Source organism: Nocardioides pyridinolyticus (assembly GCF_054653575.1).
On the sequence record NZ_BAAIFY010000042.1, the window covers coordinates 1 to 16,605 of the forward strand.

The 16,605-nt window shown below is 71.1% G+C and carries 15 protein-coding genes and 3 pseudogenes; 10 read left to right on the forward strand and 8 right to left on the reverse strand.

Features of this window, described 5'->3' with window-relative positions:
- The first annotated feature begins 9 nt into the window (after positions 1 to 9).
- The 3 genes and pseudogenes from ACYQ0U_RS21670 to ACYQ0U_RS21680 all read left to right on the forward strand — a co-directional run.
- The gene (locus ACYQ0U_RS21670) at positions 10 to 333 is read left to right on the forward strand and encodes a hypothetical protein (RefSeq protein ID WP_459975983.1); all 324 of its coding nucleotides are present in this window, start codon (positions 10 to 12) and stop codon (positions 331 to 333) included.
- Positions 234 to 1,405, forward strand: a pseudogene (locus ACYQ0U_RS21675) (reverse transcriptase domain-containing protein). Before ACYQ0U_RS21670 ends, ACYQ0U_RS21675 begins: the two are co-directional and overlap by 100 nt.
- 236 nt (positions 1,406 to 1,641) lie before the next feature.
- Positions 1,642 to 1,918, forward strand: a pseudogene (locus tag ACYQ0U_RS21680) (IS1380 family transposase); the annotation flags it as partial.
- 10 nt (positions 1,919 to 1,928) lie between these two features.
- On the opposite strand, the gene ACYQ0U_RS21685 reads toward ACYQ0U_RS21680, so the two are convergent.
- Positions 1,929 to 3,080 (reverse strand): flavin reductase, encoded by a 1,152-nt coding sequence (locus ACYQ0U_RS21685; protein ID WP_459975969.1) that lies wholly within the window; start codon positions 3,078 to 3,080, stop codon positions 1,929 to 1,931.
- A 279-nt stretch (positions 3,081 to 3,359) separates the two neighbouring features.
- Between ACYQ0U_RS21685 and ACYQ0U_RS21690 the strand changes: the two genes are divergently transcribed.
- On the forward strand, positions 3,360 to 4,361 hold the full coding sequence (locus ACYQ0U_RS21690; protein ID WP_459975970.1) for a Gfo/Idh/MocA family protein: 1,002 nt from the start codon (positions 3,360 to 3,362) through the stop codon (positions 4,359 to 4,361).
- A gap of 19 nt (positions 4,362 to 4,380) precedes the next feature.
- Here the strand turns inward: ACYQ0U_RS21690 and ACYQ0U_RS21695 are convergent, their stop codons facing one another.
- The 4 genes from ACYQ0U_RS21695 to ACYQ0U_RS21710 are packed head-to-tail and all read right to left on the reverse strand — an operon-like array spanning position 4,381 to position 7,808.
- On the reverse strand, positions 4,381 to 5,106 hold the full coding sequence (locus ACYQ0U_RS21695) for an alpha/beta fold hydrolase (protein WP_459975971.1): 726 nt from the start codon (positions 5,104 to 5,106) through the stop codon (positions 4,381 to 4,383).
- Entirely contained in the window at positions 5,103 to 5,666 is a 564-nt protein-coding gene (locus ACYQ0U_RS21700; RefSeq protein ID WP_459975972.1) for a carboxymuconolactone decarboxylase family protein, read from the reverse strand. Before ACYQ0U_RS21700 ends, ACYQ0U_RS21695 begins: the two co-directional genes overlap by 4 nt.
- Positions 5,663 to 6,850 carry an LLM class flavin-dependent oxidoreductase gene (locus ACYQ0U_RS21705; RefSeq protein WP_459975973.1) on the reverse strand — a complete coding sequence of 396 codons (1,188 nt, stop codon included), beginning with the start codon at positions 6,848 to 6,850 and terminating at the stop codon, positions 5,663 to 5,665. Before ACYQ0U_RS21705 ends, ACYQ0U_RS21700 begins: the two co-directional genes overlap by 4 nt.
- A gap of 43 nt (positions 6,851 to 6,893) precedes the next feature.
- On the reverse strand, positions 6,894 to 7,808 hold the full coding sequence (locus ACYQ0U_RS21710) for an NAD(P)-dependent oxidoreductase (RefSeq protein WP_459975974.1): 915 nt from the start codon (positions 7,806 to 7,808) through the stop codon (positions 6,894 to 6,896).
- Between the two features lie 29 nt (positions 7,809 to 7,837).
- Between ACYQ0U_RS21710 and ACYQ0U_RS21715 the strand changes: the two genes are divergently transcribed.
- From ACYQ0U_RS21715 to ACYQ0U_RS21725, 3 genes are read left to right on the forward strand one after another with little or no spacing between them, the layout of a single operon-like run.
- A complete protein-coding gene (locus ACYQ0U_RS21715; protein ID WP_459975975.1) occupies positions 7,838 to 9,373 on the forward strand; it encodes an aldehyde dehydrogenase in 1,536 nt (511 codons plus the stop codon).
- Positions 9,373 to 10,086 carry an enoyl-CoA hydratase/isomerase family protein gene (locus ACYQ0U_RS21720; RefSeq protein ID WP_459975976.1) on the forward strand — a complete coding sequence of 238 codons (714 nt, stop codon included), beginning with the start codon at positions 9,373 to 9,375 and terminating at the stop codon, positions 10,084 to 10,086. The genes ACYQ0U_RS21715 and ACYQ0U_RS21720 overlap by 1 nt, the downstream gene beginning before the upstream one ends.
- 37 nt (positions 10,087 to 10,123) lie before the next feature.
- A complete protein-coding gene (locus tag ACYQ0U_RS21725; protein WP_459975977.1) occupies positions 10,124 to 10,786 on the forward strand; it encodes a GntR family transcriptional regulator in 663 nt (220 codons plus the stop codon).
- A gap of 48 nt (positions 10,787 to 10,834) precedes the next feature.
- On the opposite strand, the pseudogene ACYQ0U_RS21730 reads toward ACYQ0U_RS21725, so the two are convergent.
- The 3 genes and pseudogenes from ACYQ0U_RS21730 to ACYQ0U_RS21740 all read right to left on the reverse strand — a co-directional run bounded on the left by ACYQ0U_RS21730 (position 10,835) and on the right by ACYQ0U_RS21740 (position 13,307).
- Positions 10,835 to 11,777 (reverse strand): annotated as a pseudogene (locus tag ACYQ0U_RS21730) (IS5 family transposase).
- A 46-nt stretch (positions 11,778 to 11,823) separates the two neighbouring features.
- A complete protein-coding gene (locus ACYQ0U_RS21735) occupies positions 11,824 to 12,621 on the reverse strand; it encodes an SDR family NAD(P)-dependent oxidoreductase (protein ID WP_459975978.1) in 798 nt (265 codons plus the stop codon).
- On the reverse strand, positions 12,618 to 13,307 hold the full coding sequence (locus tag ACYQ0U_RS21740; RefSeq protein ID WP_459975979.1) for a cyclase family protein: 690 nt from the start codon (positions 13,305 to 13,307) through the stop codon (positions 12,618 to 12,620). Before ACYQ0U_RS21740 ends, ACYQ0U_RS21735 begins: the two co-directional genes overlap by 4 nt.
- Before the next feature lie 117 nt (positions 13,308 to 13,424).
- Here ACYQ0U_RS21740 and ACYQ0U_RS21745 point away from each other — a divergent pair, with 117 nt between their 5' ends.
- The 3 genes from ACYQ0U_RS21745 to ACYQ0U_RS21755 are packed head-to-tail and all read left to right on the forward strand — an operon-like array spanning position 13,425 to position 16,031.
- Positions 13,425 to 14,642, forward strand: a complete 1,218-nt coding sequence (locus ACYQ0U_RS21745) for a PucR family transcriptional regulator (protein WP_459975980.1) — start codon at positions 13,425 to 13,427, stop codon at positions 14,640 to 14,642.
- A gap of 46 nt (positions 14,643 to 14,688) precedes the next feature.
- Positions 14,689 to 15,615, forward strand: coding sequence for an NAD(P)-dependent oxidoreductase (locus ACYQ0U_RS21750; RefSeq protein ID WP_459975981.1), 927 nt, complete (start codon positions 14,689 to 14,691; stop codon positions 15,613 to 15,615).
- Entirely contained in the window at positions 15,612 to 16,031 is a 420-nt protein-coding gene (locus ACYQ0U_RS21755) for a GlcG/HbpS family heme-binding protein (protein ID WP_459975982.1), read from the forward strand. Before ACYQ0U_RS21750 ends, ACYQ0U_RS21755 begins: the two co-directional genes overlap by 4 nt.
- Positions 16,032 to 16,605: the final 574 nt, after the last annotated feature.

Genomic DNA, 16,605 nt, shown 5'->3' on the forward strand with positions numbered 1-16,605 from the left:
GTGCGGCGGGTGACGCAGCACAACGCTGGCCGCAAGACGGCGGGCATCGATGGTGAGGTCGCGCTGACTTCTCCGGACAGGGCGGCGTTGGCGGTGGATCTCCACCGGAACACGACGCCTTGGCAGGCTCGACCGGTCAAGCGGGTCTATATCCCGAAAGCGGATGGGAAGCAGCGGCCACTGGGGATCCGGTGCTGCGGGACCGGGTGCAACAGGCCCGGGTCGCCAATGCGCTGGAGCCGGAGTGGGAGGCGCGGTTCGAGCCGCGCTCTTACGGATTCCGGCCCGGGCGGGGCTGTCACGACGCGATCGAAGCGATCTACTGGACCCTGAAGGGTCGATCCTCCAAGAGGCAGTGGGTGCTCGACGCGGACCTGTCAGCAGCGTTCGACCACATCGATCACGACCGGTTGCTGAACCATCTCGGGACGTTCCCCGCAAGGGGAATGGTCGCCGGCTGGCTGGCGGCCGGGGTGATCGAGAGGGGCCGGTTCGCACCGACCGAGGAGGGAACTCCTCAGGGCGAAGTGGTCAGCCCGATGCTGCTCAACATCGCGCTGCACGGGATGGAAGAAGCCGCCGGAGTCCGATACACACGCCGCGACCCTCAGGGCGCGCACGTGGCAAGGGACTCCCCGGTGCTGGTGCGATACGCCGACGACTTCGTCGTCATGTGTCACACCAAGGATCAGGCAGAACAGGTCCGGCACCGGCTGGCTGGGTGGCTAGCCCCGAGGGGGCTCGCGTTCAACGAGGACAAGACACACATCGTCCACGTCGAGCGGGGCTTCGGCTTCCTGGGGTTCAACGTCCGTCGCTACGACGGCAAGCTGCTGATCAAACCCAGCCAAGCGGCCGTGAGGCGCATCCGGAGTCGGCTCGCCGCCGAGGTGCGCTCCCTCAACGGGAGCAACGCCATCGCGGTGATCCGCAGGCTCAACCCGATCATCCGGGGCTGGGCCGCCTACTACCGGGCGTGGTCTCAAAGGAGGTGTTCTCCGCGATCGATCACTACATGTGGGGACGTCTCTACCGGTGGGCGCTACGCGCCCACCCGAACAAGTCGAGGAACTGGGTCGTTGACCGCTACCTCGGCATGTTCAACTCGTCCAGAAAGGACCGTTGGGTCTTCGGTGACCGCGACAGCGGCATCTACCTGCGGCAGTTCGCCTGGACGAAGATCGTTCGCCACACAATGGTCATGGGCACCGCGTCTCCCGACGACCCCGCCCTTGACTGGTACTGGGCCTCGCGGCGACGCAAGGCACAGCGCGACTCGGCGGGCGCACCGCCTCCCTGCTGCTTCGGCAGCGAGGACGCTGCCCCGTCTGCGGAACGCCGCTGCTGCACGCCGACCATGGGCCACAATCCCCGCAGGAATGGGAGCAGTGGACCCGGACCCTGACGAAGGCACTACGCCAGACCGCCCTCGTCCTGGGCGAGGCTCTCGGCGACGATCAGACCACGCGCCTCATGCACACCGACTGCCGAGCACGTCAACAACGGCAGCGGGGTCCAGCGAAAACAGGATAGACGCCCGCGGGACTTGCTTGAGCCGGATGCGGTGAAAGCCGCACGTCCGGTTCTGAGGGGGCCCGGGGCAGCAATGCGCTCGGGCTACCCGACAAACCTTCCCACACGATCCGGCCTGTGTTCGATGACCCGAACCTGGTGTCGACCGCGGGCCTGGTCCCCGCGTTGCGGCTGGCCGAAGCGGCCGGCTGGTACGACCTGCTCGCCGGATTGACGGTGCCATCGCCCAACGCGGCCGCGAAGACGGCCTGCGGTGGTCGGCGGGATGCTCGCGGGTGCAGACTCGATCGATGATCTCGACCTGCTCCGCCACGGCGGGATGAGCCGGTTGTTCGCCGGGATCCGAGCGCCCTCGACCCTGGGCACGTTTCTGCGCTCGTTCACCTCGACATCGGCTACTTCACCAAGGATCTCGCCGCGGCGAGGATCTCGCGCACCCGCTCCTTGGCTGCGGCACAGTAGTCGGCCGCGGCGCTCTCCGCCGCATCCGCGTCGCGCCGCTCGAACGCCTCCACGATACGCCCCTGCACCTCCACGAACTTCTGAGACGTCACGGGTGTCGAACCGAACGAACGGGTCATCACGCTCTTGATGCTCAGCCGGCCGAACGTCGAGGTGAGCAGCGGGTTGTGCGCCAACGACACGAGGTGCTCGTGGAAGGAGTAGTTGGCGTCGAGGTATCCGTGGAAGTCGACGAACCGGTCCCCCACCAGGAGCCCCGCCATCTCGTCGAACCGTCGGCGCAGCTCCCGGAGCTCCTCCTCGGTGACCCGCGGCATCGCCAGCCGGATCACGCCGAGCTCGATCGCGAGCCGGGCGTCGAAAGTCTCGTCGGAGGTCCGCACGTCGAACGGTGCGATCACGTAACCCCGTTCGGGATCGCGGCGGACCAGCCGGTCCGAGGTGAGCCGGGTGAGGGCGTAGAACGCGGCCGTCGGGTCGACCTCGAGCTGTCGCGCCAGGTCCTCGACGGCGAAGGCGTGGTCCGCAGGGAAGACCCGGCTCAAGACCAGCTCACGGGCACGTCCGTAGATCTCGTCGGCACGCGCGAACTCGAAGCGGCCGAAGCCGCCACGGAAGTAAGTGAGTGGCTGGCCGTCGCCGGCGGTCGCCGACACGACGCGGCCAAGGAAGATGGTGTGCGTCCCGCCGACGACGGTCTCGACGACCTCGCACTCGATGTGGGCGAGAGCATCGCCCAGGAGCGGAAGCCCCGTCGTCCCGGTGCTCACGGCGACGCACCGGAACTTGTCGTTGCTAGGAGCCGCGAACTGGCTGGCCAGCTCGCCCTGGCCCTCGCCGAGGATGTTGACGACGTACTTGCCCGCCGCTTCCACCGCCCCCGCCGTCGGGACCTTCCGGTTCAGGCAGACAAGCATCATCGGCGGCTCGAGCGACAGCGAGGTCACCGAGCTCGCGGTCATCCCGTGGCGCTTGCCCTCCACCTCCGTGGTGATGACCGTGACCCCGCTGGCCAGGTGGCCCACGACGTGCCGGAAGTGAGCCGGCTCCACGGCGGGCGGAGTGCTGGTGGTGAGCGGCTCCATGGAGCACCTCCAGGGTGGGCCGGGACCAGCGGCGAGCCTCGCCGGGTCCCGAGCGTCGTCAAGGGGGACCCTCATTGAACAAACCGCGAGCAACCCGAGGCACTCACGCAGACCGTCAATGTCCGGTCCCGGCGGTCCCGTGGCCCGTAAGGACGCTGCAGGCACGGCCCCGCGGAGCGACGACAGCCCGGCGACACTGACGGAATCCGGCAGTCGCGGGGGCGAATTTCACGCTGCGGGACAGTCCCTTGCCCCCGTCGCGGCGGCTTCACTTCCAGGGTGGTGAAGACAGCTGTCGTGGGCCTCGGATGGTGGGGCCAGAAGATCGTGTCCGACCTCAGCGATAGCGACCGGGTCGAGGTCGTGCTCGGCGTCGACGTCGACGAGTGCGCGCGCCGGCGGGTCGCCGACCGCGGCGTCCGAACGGCCGCGACCCTGGACAAGGCGCTCGCGGACGAGGCCGTGGAGGCGGTCGTCCTGTGCTCGCCGCACCGGTTCCACGCCGAGCAGATCGTGGCCGCGGCGCGAGCGGGCAAGCACGTCTTCTGCGAGAAGCCGCTCACCACCACCGGCGACGAGGCGCGGGCCGCCATCGCCGCCGTCCGGCAGGCCGGCGTCCAGCTCGGCATCGGCCACGAGCGCCGGTTCGAGCCTTCCGTCCAGCGGCTGCGCGAGATGTGCGGCAACGGCGAGCTCGGCACCCCCCTCGTCTTCGAGGGCAACTTCAGCCAGGACAAGTTCCTCGACCTGCCGCCCGACAACTGGCGGCTCTCGAGCGAGCACGCGCCCGTCGGACCGCTGTCGGCCACCGGCATCCACCTGGTCGACCTCGCGATCGCCGTGCTCGGCCGCCCCACCGAGGTGTGGGCCCGCCTGGCGACCCAGGCGACGACCTTCGAGAACGGGGACACCCTCACCATCACGATGGGCTTCGAGAAGGGCCGCACCGCGATGATCACGGCCATCCTCACCACGCCGTTCGTCGGCCGGGTGACCGTCCTCGGCTCCGAGGGCTGGATGGAGATCCGCGACCGGAACCACCCCGAGCTCCCCCGCGGCTGGGACGTCACCACCGTCCACCGGGGAGGCGAGCCGGAGACCACCTTCGCTCCCCCGCACCCGACCGTCCGCGACAACATCGAGGCCTTCGCGCGCGCGGTTGCGGGCGAGGCGGGCTACCCGGTGTCGTACGACGAGATGCTGGCGAACGTCGACACCTTCGAGGCGATCACGAGGTCGGCCCGCACCGGCCTCGTCGAGCCGGTGCGGGCCGGGGGCTGAGCCCAAGAGGGTCAGCCGTTCAGACGAGGAACCTCACCAGGGCGTCCGCGAACGGCTCGGGGTTCTCGTAGGCGGTGGCGTGCCCGCCGGGCAGCCACTCAGCCCTGACGTCCGCCAGGTTGTCGGTGAACCACTGCACGGCGTGCTGGAACGGCGGCGCGTCCTCGCGACCGCACAGCACGAGCACGGGAGCCTTGACCGACCTCACCGCCTCCGAGAGGTCCGCGGTGGCCAGCGCCTCGCAGGTGCGCGCGTAGCCCTCTGGGTCGTTCTCGAGCAGCACCCGTCGCATCGCGGAGACGTGCTCCTCGTCCTCACGGCGGAAGCCGTCGGAGTACCAGAGCTGCTCCATCCCCTCGATGACCGGCTCCAGCCCGCCCCGGCGCACCGTGGCGGCGCGGTCGCGCCACATCTGCTGCATGGGCTCCGGGTAGACCGCGACGGCGTCGGCGACAACCAGCCGCTCGACCAGCTCCGGCCGCCGGGCCGCGAGCACCTGGCCGACGAGGCCGCCGAGCGAGACGCCGACGACGTGGACTCGGTCGTAGCCGCCGAGCTCCTTCTCAACGACGTCGGCGAAGTCCTCGACCGTGGGGTTCTCCGGCGGCAGCGCGGCGTCGCCGTGCCCGGGCAGGTCGGGCACGACGACGTCGCCGAAGGACGGGGGCAGCGCCTCCCGCAACGGCCCCCAGAACCGGTGGTCCACGCCGAGCGGGTGGAGCAGCACCACAGGTGTCCCGGTCATGCGTCCTCCCGCGCAGGCAGCCGAGGGGCGTCCTCGGGCGGTGGCGTGCGGGCGACGTTCATCGTCATCGCCAGGGTCGTGTAGTAGCCGGCCGTGCCGACCACCTCGACCACCTTCTCCTCGCCCAGTGCGGCGACCGCGGCGTCGTACGTCGAGTCGGAGACCTGGCGGGTGGCGTGGAGCTCGTCGAGGAGGGCCACCACGAGGCCGACCTCGGCCCGGCCCCCGACGGGGCGGGCGCCCCGCGCGACGGCGTCGACCACGTCCTCGGGCAGCCCTGCCTCGAGCGCCAGCGGCTGGTGGAACCCGAACTCGAAGTCCTGGTCCCAGGTGCGGGCGACGTGCAGGATCACGAGCTCCACGAGGTCGCCGTCGAGCACGCTGTCGAACCGGAGGTACTCGCCGACCAGCTGGAGCCGGGTCATCAGCTCGGGGCTCCGCAGGAGAGGCACGAACGGGCCGAACAGCGCCCCGCGCGGCCCGGAGGCGATCCGGGCCGCCGCTGCGCGCTGGCCGTCGGTCAGCTGCTCCTCGGGTGGCAGCGGGAGCCGGTCGGTCACGCCTGGGACCCCAGCGCCGCGTTGACCTCCGGCATGACCTTCTGCGCCATCAGCTCCATCGAGCGGCGGGCCAGCGTCGGGTCGACCCAGTCGAGGCCGGCGTACACGAGCTCACCGAACTCGCCGACCTCCTCGCGGAAGGCGAGGATCTGCTCGGTCACCGACTGCGGGGTGCCGGTGATGACGAGCTTGTCGAGGACGTGGTCGAGGGTGACCTCCTCGTCCGGCTGCTCGCGGTGGGTCTTGAAGAGCTCGAGGCGGCCGAGCTTCCGCATCTTCTTCAGCATCTGCGAGTAGTAGAAGCGGTACGGGCTGTTCTCGTCGTCGCGGCCATAAGCCTCGGCGACCGCAGGGTCGTCGCCCACGAACACCGTCCGGGCGATGCGCCAGTCGGACGGGTCGGCGACCTCACCGGCCGCCTCCTTGCCCTGCACGTAGTTGGGCCAGTGGGTCTTGACCCACTGCGGGAGCAGGAAGTTCGCCGACAGCGCGTGGAAGTCCCGCTGCCCCATCGCGATGACCCCCTTGGAGAACGGCGCCACGACGGTGCCGACGACCTCGGGACGCGGCTGTTGCAGCGGCTTCGGCAGGATGCCCACGCCGAAGTCGAGGTCCATCGTGCTCGCGGTGGTCACCTTGAACCGGTTGTCCGGCAGGTCGATGTCGTACGGCGCGTCGAGCTCCCAGATCTTCAGGATCACGTCGATCGCCTCGGCGAACATCTTGTTCCGGTCCTCCGCGAGGATTCCCAGCGCCTCGGCGTCCGAGGTAAGGGCTCCGGGGCTGATCCCGAGGATGAACCGGCCGTTGCTGAGGTGGTCGAACATCGCCGAGTTCGCGGCCACGAGGACCGGGTGCTGCTGGGACAGGTTCGTGGTCCCGGTGGCGAGCTTGATCTGCTGGGTGTCGGAGATCAGCGTCGCGAGGAACAGCAGGCTGTTGGTTATGTTCTCGTGCTGGTCGGTGAGGTGCTCCCCGATGAACGCGTCGTGGAACCCCAGCTGGTCCGCCAGGATGACGGCGTTGCGGTCCTCCTCGAGGGTCTCGGCCCAGGTCCGGCCGAGCGGGTGCAGTGGCATGGAAAAGTAGCCAAGTCTCACGGCTGTGCTCTCGCTTCCTGTCCGTCGCGCAGGACGATCTGCCTGGCGTCCCGGCAGTCTCGTACGGGATCCGTGTCCGGGCACTGGCGCCGAGGGTGAATCTCTCAACGTCGAATGACACGGGCCGTCAATCCTTCTGGGGCCCGGTCGGCCCCGGCTGCGCGTCGTGGACGGAATGCGCGAGCGCGGCGATGTCGTGGTCGCCGTGGCCGGCCTCGGAGGCGGCCTCGAGCCGCTCGGCCGTCACCGCGGTCAGCGGCGCCGCCTCCCCGGCCGCGGCCACGATGTACCGGGCGTCCTTCAACCCGCCGTCCACGGCGAAGGAGGCCGCGTACTCCCCGGCGGCCATCATCCTGCCCTTGGCGCCGACGAACGGCGAGTCGAGCGGGCCGCCGCGGATCGCCTCGAGGAAGAGCGCCGGCTCGAGGCCGAGCGCGCCGGTGATCGCCATCGACTCCGCCATCGCCGCGGTCACGTTGACGATGAAGGCGTTGGCCGCCAGCTTCAGCCGGGAGGCTGCGTCACCCGCGTCACCGAGCCACAACGTGCGTGAGCCGATGGTCTCGAGCACGGGGTCCACGACCGGGCGGGTGTCGTCCGGGCCGGAGGCCAGGACGACCAGGGTGCCCTGCTCGGCCGGGTGCTTGGTGCCGAGCACCGGCGCGTCTACGTACCGCAGGCCGAGCTCCGCGGCGACCTCGCGCAGGGCGGCGCAGCCGTCCACCCCGACGGTGCTGGTCTGCAGCAGGACCGCCCCCTCGGCGAAGGAGCCCCTCCCCTCGCGGAGCACCGTCGCCACCACGTCGGCGTCCCAGAGCATCGTCACCACGACGTCGGCCTCACCGACGGCTTCGGCGACGTCGGCGGCCACCCTGGCTCCGGCCTCCGCCAGCGGGGCGGCGCGCTCCGGCGACCGGTTCCAGACTGCGAGCGGCAGCCCTGCCGCCGCGATGTTGCGGGCCATGCCCGCGCCCATGAGCCCGGTCCCCAGGAGGGCCACGCGCGGGCGGTTGACGTCGTCCACCTTGCCATATACGGTCACGATGTCGTGTATACCAAGGAGCGAGTACCATGACAACGACCCAGACCCGCCCCGAGGTGAGCCTCTCGACCGGCTCCCTCCCCACCGGCCTGCGCATCGGCGGACGCGTCGTCCCCGGCCGCGGCCCCGGTCTCGACGTCGTCAACCCCGCGATCGGCGAGGTCCTCGCCGTCGCCGACAGCGCCAGCCAGGCCGACGTCGAGGACGCGGTCCGCGTCGCCCAGGAGACGTTCGACTCGGGCGTGTGGAGCCGGATGTCCATCCACGAGCGCTCCCACATCCTGCACCGGTTCGCCGACGGGATCGCCGCGCGGATGGACGACCTCTACCGCCTGGAGACCGCCAACAACGGCCGGCCGCTGACCGAGACGAAGGCGCAGATCACCCGGCTGCCGGAGTGGTACCGCTACAACGCCTCGCTGCTCCTCGCCGACCGCGACGCCGTCGCCCCGATGCCCGGGCCCTACCACTCGTACACGACCAGGCTGCCCCTGGGCGTGGTCACGATCCTGGCCTCCTTCAACCACCCGATGATGATCGCGTCGAAGTCGCTCGCCCCGGCGCTGGCGACCGGCAACTCGGTGGTTCTGAAGCCGTCCGAGCAGACACCGCTCACGGCGTTCCTACTGGCGGACATCGCGCACGAGGCCGGGATCCCCGACGGCGTGCTCAACGTCGTGAACGGGCTCGGCCCGGTGGTCGGCGCGGCGCTCACCGAGCACCCGCTGGTGAAGAAGGTCGTGTTCACCGGTGGCACCGAGCCGGGGCGCTCCATCGCCGTCGCGGCCGCGACCCGGTTCGCCAAGACCACCCTCGAGCTCGGCGGCAAGTCGCCTGTGCTGATCTTCGACGACACCCCGGTCGACGTCGCCGCGCGCGGGGCGGCCTTCGGCGGCTTCATCGGCGCCGGGCAGACCTGCATCGCCGGCAGCCGTCTCCTGGTGCAGCGCAGCATCCACGACGAGTTCCTCGGCGCGCTCAAGTCCGTCGCGGAAGGGATCCGCATCGGTGACCCGACCGACCCGGCCACGCAGCTCGGCCCGGTGATCTCGAGGCGGGCCAGGGACCGGATCCTGGGCCGAATCGCCGAAGGCGTGGCCGCCGGCGCCCGCGTGGTCACCGGAGGAGGCGCGGCCGAGGTCTCCGGCCTCGAGGGTGGCTTTTTCGTCCAGCCGACCGTGCTGGCCGACGTCACCAACGACATGGCCGTCGCCCGTGAGGAGATCTTCGGCCCCGTGGTCGTCGTGATCCCCTTCGACGACGAGGAGGAGGCGGTCGCGATCGCCAACGACTCGCCGTTCGCCCTGGGATCGGCGATCTGGACCCGCGACGTCGCCCGGGCGCACCGCGTGGCCGCCCGGCTGGAGGCCGGGATGGTCTGGGTCAACGACCACCACCGGCTCGACCCGGCTTCCCCCTGGGGCGGGCTCAAGGAGAGCGGCATCGGCCGCGAGGGCGGCTGGGAGTCGTTCCACGACTTCACCCACATCCGTGCGGTGACCGTGCGTACGGCGTCCGACGACGTCGACTGGTACGGCGGCAAGGCGACCGGAAGGCTGAACTGATGAGTGACCTGACCATCCACCCCGTCGAGGACGGCGTGATCCTGGCCGAGCTCTCGCGGCCGCCGGAGAACCTGTTCAGCATCGAGATGTGCGGCCGCCTGGCGACGCTCCTCGAGCACCCGCCGGAGGGCGCGCACGTGCTCCGGCTGCGGGCCACCGGCGACGCCTTCTGCCTCGGCCGTGACCGCGGCAGCACCGCGACCGCGCCGGGCGAGGTGCGCGCGGAGGCCGAGGCGCTGGTGCGGCTGACCAAGGCGGTGAACCGGTCCCGGCTGGTGACGGTGGTCGAGGTGCAGGGTGACGCGGCCGGGTTCGGCGTCGGGCTGGTGGCAGCCTTCGACGTGTCGGTAGCCGTGCGCGAGGCGACGTTCCGGTTCCCCGAGGTGGGCATCGGTCTCGCGCCGGCGCTCGTCCTCGCCTGGCTCCCCCGCGTGGTCGGCCGCCGCGAGGCATTCTGGCTCACCGCGACCGGCACCCCGCTGCCCGCGGACCGTGCCCTGGAGCTGGGGCTGCTCAACGAGGTGGTCGACAGCCGTGACGCGCTGACCAAGCGCGTGGACGACATGGTCGAGGACCTCCGCGGCCGCAGCCCGCGCGTGCACGCCGACATCAAGGAGATGCTCCGCGTCTTCGGCGACCTCGGCGACGAGCAGGCGCTCGAGGTCAGCCTCGACCGGCTGGTCGTCGGCTCGCTGCGCCGCGGCGAGGGCTGACGGAGGCACGGCGATGCTGGTGGGCGAGACTGCTCGGGTGACCCAGGAGTCCGCTGCCGCACGCGTCGCCCGGGACCTCAGGGAGCGGCTCTCCAGCGGCCTCGTGGTCCCGGGCACCGCCCTGTCGCAGTCGAGCGTCGCCGAGGAGTACGGCGTGAGCCGGATCCCGGTCCGCGACGCCCTTCAGCAGCTGGCCTCCGAGGGGCTGCTGGAGTTGCGTGGCTCCACCGCGGTGGTGACTCCGCTGTCGGTGGAGGACCTGCAGGAGCTGTACGAGCTGCGGGAGGCCGTGGAGCCTGTCGCCACCCGGCTCGCCGTGCCTCGCGTGGGACGGGCGGGGATCACGCGGATGACCCGGCTCCTCGATGCGATGGACGACCCGTCGATCGACCCGAGCACCTGGGTGGAGACCAACGCCGCCTTCCACGCCGAGATCTACACCCTCGCCGGCCGCCCCCGGATGATCGCGATGGTGGAGCAGCTGCGCAGGCTCACCGACCGCTACGTCTACTTCCACCTAGACGTCGTCGGGAAGGCGGCCCACCTCCAGGAGGAGCACCGCCAGATCCTCGGGGCGGTGGAGGCGCAGGACGCGACAGCGGCTGCGGAGTTCACCCGCAACCACCTCGCGTCGTCGCACGCGGTGGTCCTCGACTACCTGCTGGCCCATGAACCAGGCGGGGCGGCCCGGTCGCTCTGACCGGGCCGCGACGTCCGTTCGCCGGACGCTCCGCCTAGGGCGTGTCTCCTAAGTTGCGAGCCAGATGGTGATGGCGCGTAGTACGACGGCACCTCGGTAGGTCGTGGCGAGCTTGTCGTAGCGGGTGGCGATGCCTCGCCATTGCTTGTGGTCGTTGAAGGATCGCTCGATCACGTTGCGGCCCTTGTACGCCTCCGCGTCGAGTGCCGGCGGCCTGCCGCCGGCCGAGCCGCGTCGCTTGCGATGCGCGATCTGGTCTGAGGGCTGCGGGATCACGGCCTTGATCCCACGGCTGCGTAGCGCGGCGCGGTTTCCCCGCGAGGAGTAGGCCTTGTCCCCGATGACCGCGGCCGGGCGAGTGCGCGGTCGACCGCGACCGATCCGGTCCACGGCGAGCTGGGCCAGCAGCGGCTGCAGCATCGTGGAGTCGCCGGCCTGACCGGCGGTGAGAGCGATGGCGAGCGGGCGGCCGTGGCCATCAACGAGCTGGTGGATCTTGGTCGACAACCCTCCGCGGGAGCGTCCGATCGCATGGTCGAGCGGCTCGACCCCCGGAACCAGATTCTTGTAGTTCGACTCAACCCCCTGTGCGGGCCGCGGCTCGCGCGGCACGTGCCGCCCGAGAGTCACCGACCGGCTGCTCGACACGCCGCGCGTTGGTGGCGTGCTGGTGAGCGCGGTTGATCGTGGAATCCACGCTGACCATCCAGTCGATCTCGCCCGCCGCATCGGCCTCGGCCAACAGGCGAGCGTGGATCTTGTCCCACGTGCCGTCGGTCGAGAACCGGTGGTGTCGCTTCCAGATCGTCTGCCACGGACCGAACGAGGCCGGCAGATCACGCCACGCGATCCCCGTGCGGAAGCGGTAGATCACGCCCTCGACCACCTGGCGGTGGTCACGAAACGGCCGCGACTTCACCCCATCCGAAGACGGCATCAACGACGCGATCCGCTCCCACTGAGCATCGCTAAGGACCCGTTCACGAGACATGCACTCACCAAATCAGCTAATCACCGCTGAACTAGGGAGACACGCCCTAGCGCGCCACCATGCCGGCCGACAGGTCGATGTCGGCCGCGCAGAGCCCCGGCATGTGGAGCATGGCGACCACGGCCGCGGCCACCTCGTCCTCGGTGAGCATCCGGTGGAAGGCGGCCCGGGAGACGTAGGCCTCCTCGGCCTCCTCGTACGTCGTGCCGGTGCGCTCGGCCTCGAGCCGGAAGTTCCGCTGCATCCGCGGCCCGTCCACGGGCCCCGGCGACAGGCAGTTCACCGTGACGCCGGCGGGACCCACCTCGTGGGCGAGGGTCGTGGTCAGCCCGATCACGGCCATCTTCGAGGCGGTGTACGGCGTGCGCCGGGTCAGCGGCCGCTTGCCGCTCACGGACGCCAGGTTGATGACGTCGCCCGCGCCGCGGTCGACCATCGCGGGAAGGAAGGCCCGGCACATCAGGTAGATCCCCCGGACGTTGATCGCGAAGACGTCGTCCCACTCGTCCGGCTCGATGTCGACCAGGGGGGCGACGGGCCCGGGGACGCCGGCGTTGTTGACCAGGATCTCCACGGTCTCGTCGGTGAGCGACTCGGCGAGCGCAGCAACGCTGGCCGGGTCGGAGACGTCCGCGGTCGCCACCCGGACGCTGCCGGGCAGCCCCTCGGCCTCCGACGCGACCTGCTGGAGCCGCTCCTCGGTCCGGCCGACCGCCACCACCCTGGCGCCGCGTGCGGCGAGCGCCAGGGTGATGGTGCGCCCGAGGCCGTTGCCGGCGCCGGTCACCAGGGCGGTGCGGCCGGCGACCCGGTCACCGGGGAAGGGCGTCGACGACGTGCTCATGCGTCGAGCAGGGCGACCGCACGGGTCGGGCCACCGTGGGCGCCGATCACCTTCAGCGGGAAGCCGACGAACGCGAACCGCTTGCCGATCAGCTTGTCGAGGTTCGTCAGGTTCTCGTAGTGGGTGATGTGGTGGCGGCGGCACATCATGTGGCACGGGTAGTATTTGCTGGTGGGGTTGTCCGGGGTCGGGCTGTCGACACCGAAGGTCTTGACCCCGTGCTCCACGATCCACTCGCTGCCCGACTCCCCGAGGCCGGGGAACTCGCTGAGGTACTCCGGCTGGCCGGCGTACCGGCCGTGCGTGCCGGTGTGCAGGAGCAGGATGTCGCCGCGCTCCACGGTGACCCCGGCCGACTCCTGTGCGGCGTCGAGATGCTCGGCGGTGATGTCCTGGTGGGCGGCGACATGCGAGACGTCGAGGCAGGTCGCGGGGCCGTAGAAGAGGTCGAGTGACATCTGGTCGATGGTCTCGGCCGACGGGTCCGGGTCGAGGTGGGAGAACGAGTCCACGTGCGTGGGCCCGTTGTCGTTGATCATGAACCCCTTGGTCTGGAACGAGAACCCGCCCTCGAACCGGAGGCTGGTCTCCTCGTGCGAGGCGTGGTCGAATACCACCGTCTTGAGGTGACCGGGGTAGACCTGCATCCCCTGGTAGATGTCCTGTGACAGGTCGACGAGCTGCACGCCGTCGCTCCCTTCTGGTTCGGGCCCGCCCCTCGGGCGGCCGCTTGACGTCGGTCCCGGACAATCTAGGCCGGGTGACGCGCGGCACACCGCTCCTTTCGGAGTATCTTTACGCCGGTGAGTGCATCGATCGGAGAGTCCGCCCCGCCGTTCGACATCGCGGACGGGATCGCGGCGGCCGTGGGCGGCCCTGTCATCGTCGAGGACTCGTCGTTCCGGGTGCTCGGCTACTCCGCCTTCGTGGGGCCGATGGACCGCGGGCGGGCCGAGGCGATCCTCGGCCGACGCATCCCCGAGGCGTGGTTCGAGCACCTCACCGAGACCGGCAGCATGGACCGGCTCCGTCGTACGGCAGACGTCGTCGACCTGCGCGCCGGACCGTGGGAGGCCCGCCGCCGGCTGATCACAGCCTTCCGTGCCCGTGACCGGCTGCTCGGCTTCGCGTGGGTGGCCGAGGGAGAGCACCCGCTCGGCGACGGCGCCGCCAGCGCTCTGCGCCGCGCCGTGGACGAGGCGACCCCCGCGCTGGTCCGCCACCTCGAGCGGCTCGACGCCGAGGAGGAGCACCGCTCCCGCCTCGCCTCGGCACTGCTCGACGGCCTCCCGGGCGCTCCCGCCGCCGCCGACCGGCTGGGCTTCGAGCGGGACGGCCGGTTCGTCGTCCTGTCGGCGGCCGGCCCGTTCGTGGACCCGACGGAGGGCGTCGGCGCTCGGCTGCTGGAGCACCTCCGGCTCTGCCTCGAGTCGTTCCACCGGCCCCCCGCCCTCACCGCGCGTGGCCACGGCGCTCTAGCGGTGGTGGCCCTGCGGCCCGACGAGCGCGAGGAGACGGCTGCGCGGCTCGGGCAGGAGGTCGTCCGGCTCGCCGGGAACGGCCCGCTGCGGAGCATCCGGGTCGCGGTTAGCTCGGTCGGCACCGGGCTCGCCGTCCTCCCCCGGCTCCGCGACGAGGCGTCCGCGGCCACGGTGGTGGCACCACACGACGGCAGTTTCGTCGCGTACGGCGACGTGGAGGCCGAGGTGCTGGTCGCCGACGTGGTGGCTGCACTGCCGGTCGACGTCCGGCTGAGCGGGCTGGAGCGGCTCCGGCAGGTCGACAGCGGCGGAGAGCTGGAGCGGACGTTGCGGGCCTTCCTCGCCTGCTGTGGCAGCGCCTCGGCCACGGCGCGACAGCTCGGCGTGCACGTCACCACGGCCCGCCACCGGTTGGAGCGGATCGCCGCCGTCTCCGGGCTCCGGCTCGACCAGCCCGACGTCCGCATCGCGTGCGACCTGGTGCTGCGCCGTCCCTCCCCTGCACTCCCGTCCTCCAGCAGTACGACGGCCGCGGACTGACGTCGGCCGACAAGGCTTCCGGCACCCCCCGCCCTACGGTGGCCTGATGGAGACAGCGCAGACGGAGACGGCGGCGCCCCGCAGTGGCGACCTGCCCTCAGAGGTCACCACCGTCGGGGTCGTCGGACTCGGGATCATGGGCTCGGCGATGTCCGCCCACCTGGTGGCCGCCGAGTTCGACGTGGTCGGGCGTGACGTCGTGGACGCCGCCGTCGAGGAGCTGGTCGGCCGTGGTGGCCGCGCCGCGCCGGACGCGGCTTCGGTGGCGCGGGAGTCCGACGTCGTCGTCACCTCGCTCCCCTCCCCCGAGGCCGCCGTGCAGGTGTGCCGGGAGATCGCCTCCGCCGGGCCGGCCGGGCTGGTCGTGGTGGAGACGTCGACCCTGTCGGTGAAGGTGAAGCAGGAGTGCCACGACGTGCTCGCCGCGGCGGGTGCCACGCTGCTCGACTGCCCGTTGAGCGGCACTGGTGCGCAGGCGCGCGAGCGCGACCTGGTGGTGCTCGGCAGCGGCGACGAGGCGGCCTTCGAGCGCGCACGGCCGGTCATGGAGGCCTTCGCGAGGTCGGTGCGCCACGTCGGCTTCTTCGGCAACGGCACGACGATGAAGCTGGTCGCCAACCTGCTGGTCTCGATCCACAACGCCTCGACGGCGGAGGCCTTCGCGCTCGGTGTCGCCGCGGGCCTCGACCCGGCCGTCCTCTACGAGACGGTGCGCGAGGGCGCGGGTGGTTCGGTGATCTTCGACAAGCGCGGGAAGTTCATGGTCGACGGCGCCTACCGCCCCGCGACCGCGCGGGTGTCGATGTTCGTCAAGGACGTCTCGCTGGTCCAGGAGCTGGCCGCGGCGGTCGACGTACCCACGCCGGTGCTCGACGCGACACTCCCGCTCTACGACAAGGCGGTCAAGACCGGCTGGGCCGACGCCGACGCCGCGGCACTGCTCGAGGTGCTGCGCCAGGAGGGCCGGTCGTGACCGGCGTGACCCTCGCCCAAGCCGACGCCATCGCCGACGCCACGCTGCAGCACGCCCGGTCCACGGGCGCCGCGCCCCTCGCCGTCGTCGTCCTCGACCCCGGCGGTCACCCCGTCGTGGTGAAGCGCGAGGACGGCGCCGGGATCTTGCGGATCGAGATCGCCACCGCCAAGGCGTACGGTGCGCTCGGCATGGGGATGTCCTCGCGCGCCATCGCCCAGCGGGCCGAGAAGCAGCCGACGTTCTTCTCCTCCCTCGCCGCGCTGACCGACGGGAGGCTGGCGCCGGCTGCCGGTGGCGTGCTGATCCACGACTCCGACGAGAACCTGCTCGGCGCCGTCGGTGTCAGTGGTGACACCTCGGACGTCGACGAGGCCTGCGTCCTCGCCGGGCTCGAGGTCACAGGGCTGGACTGACGGCCGCTGCTCATCGGCCGGCGTGGTCGAGGTCGCCGACGAGCCAGTGATCCAACAGGGGCTCCGCCGCTGCGATAACGCTCCAGGTCCCGTTGCGCTCCAGCACGACTTACGCCGCGTCCTCCAAGGAGTGCAACCCCTTGTGGCGCAGGGCCTGCGGAGGTCGTCCTCGGTCACGTGCGCGGGGCGCAACGGCTCGGGCTTTAGCAGGCCGTCCCGGACCAGGACGACGGGACCCGCACCGTTGACGAGACGGTCGATCGGCGAGAAGCGGCGGGGCCCGCCGAGGGCCCCCTTGCAGGACGAAGAAGGTGAGGAGCGCCAGCACCCCGATCACGAGGGTCGGGGCTCCGCGAGCAACGCCGTGCGCCCGATGACGGCGCCGAAGGCCACGATGCACGCACGCCACGTCGAAGCTCGAGGTCCCGGTGAGGCTTCGCGGCCCTGTCAGCCGGACCAGCACGATGAAGGTGAGGTAGATGCCCACCGTGGTCAGCACGACGGTGATCCCGGTGTCGGCTCCGATCTCGAACTGCTCTAGCATGCCTGCCCTCTCTGCCGACCGGGCGCCCGG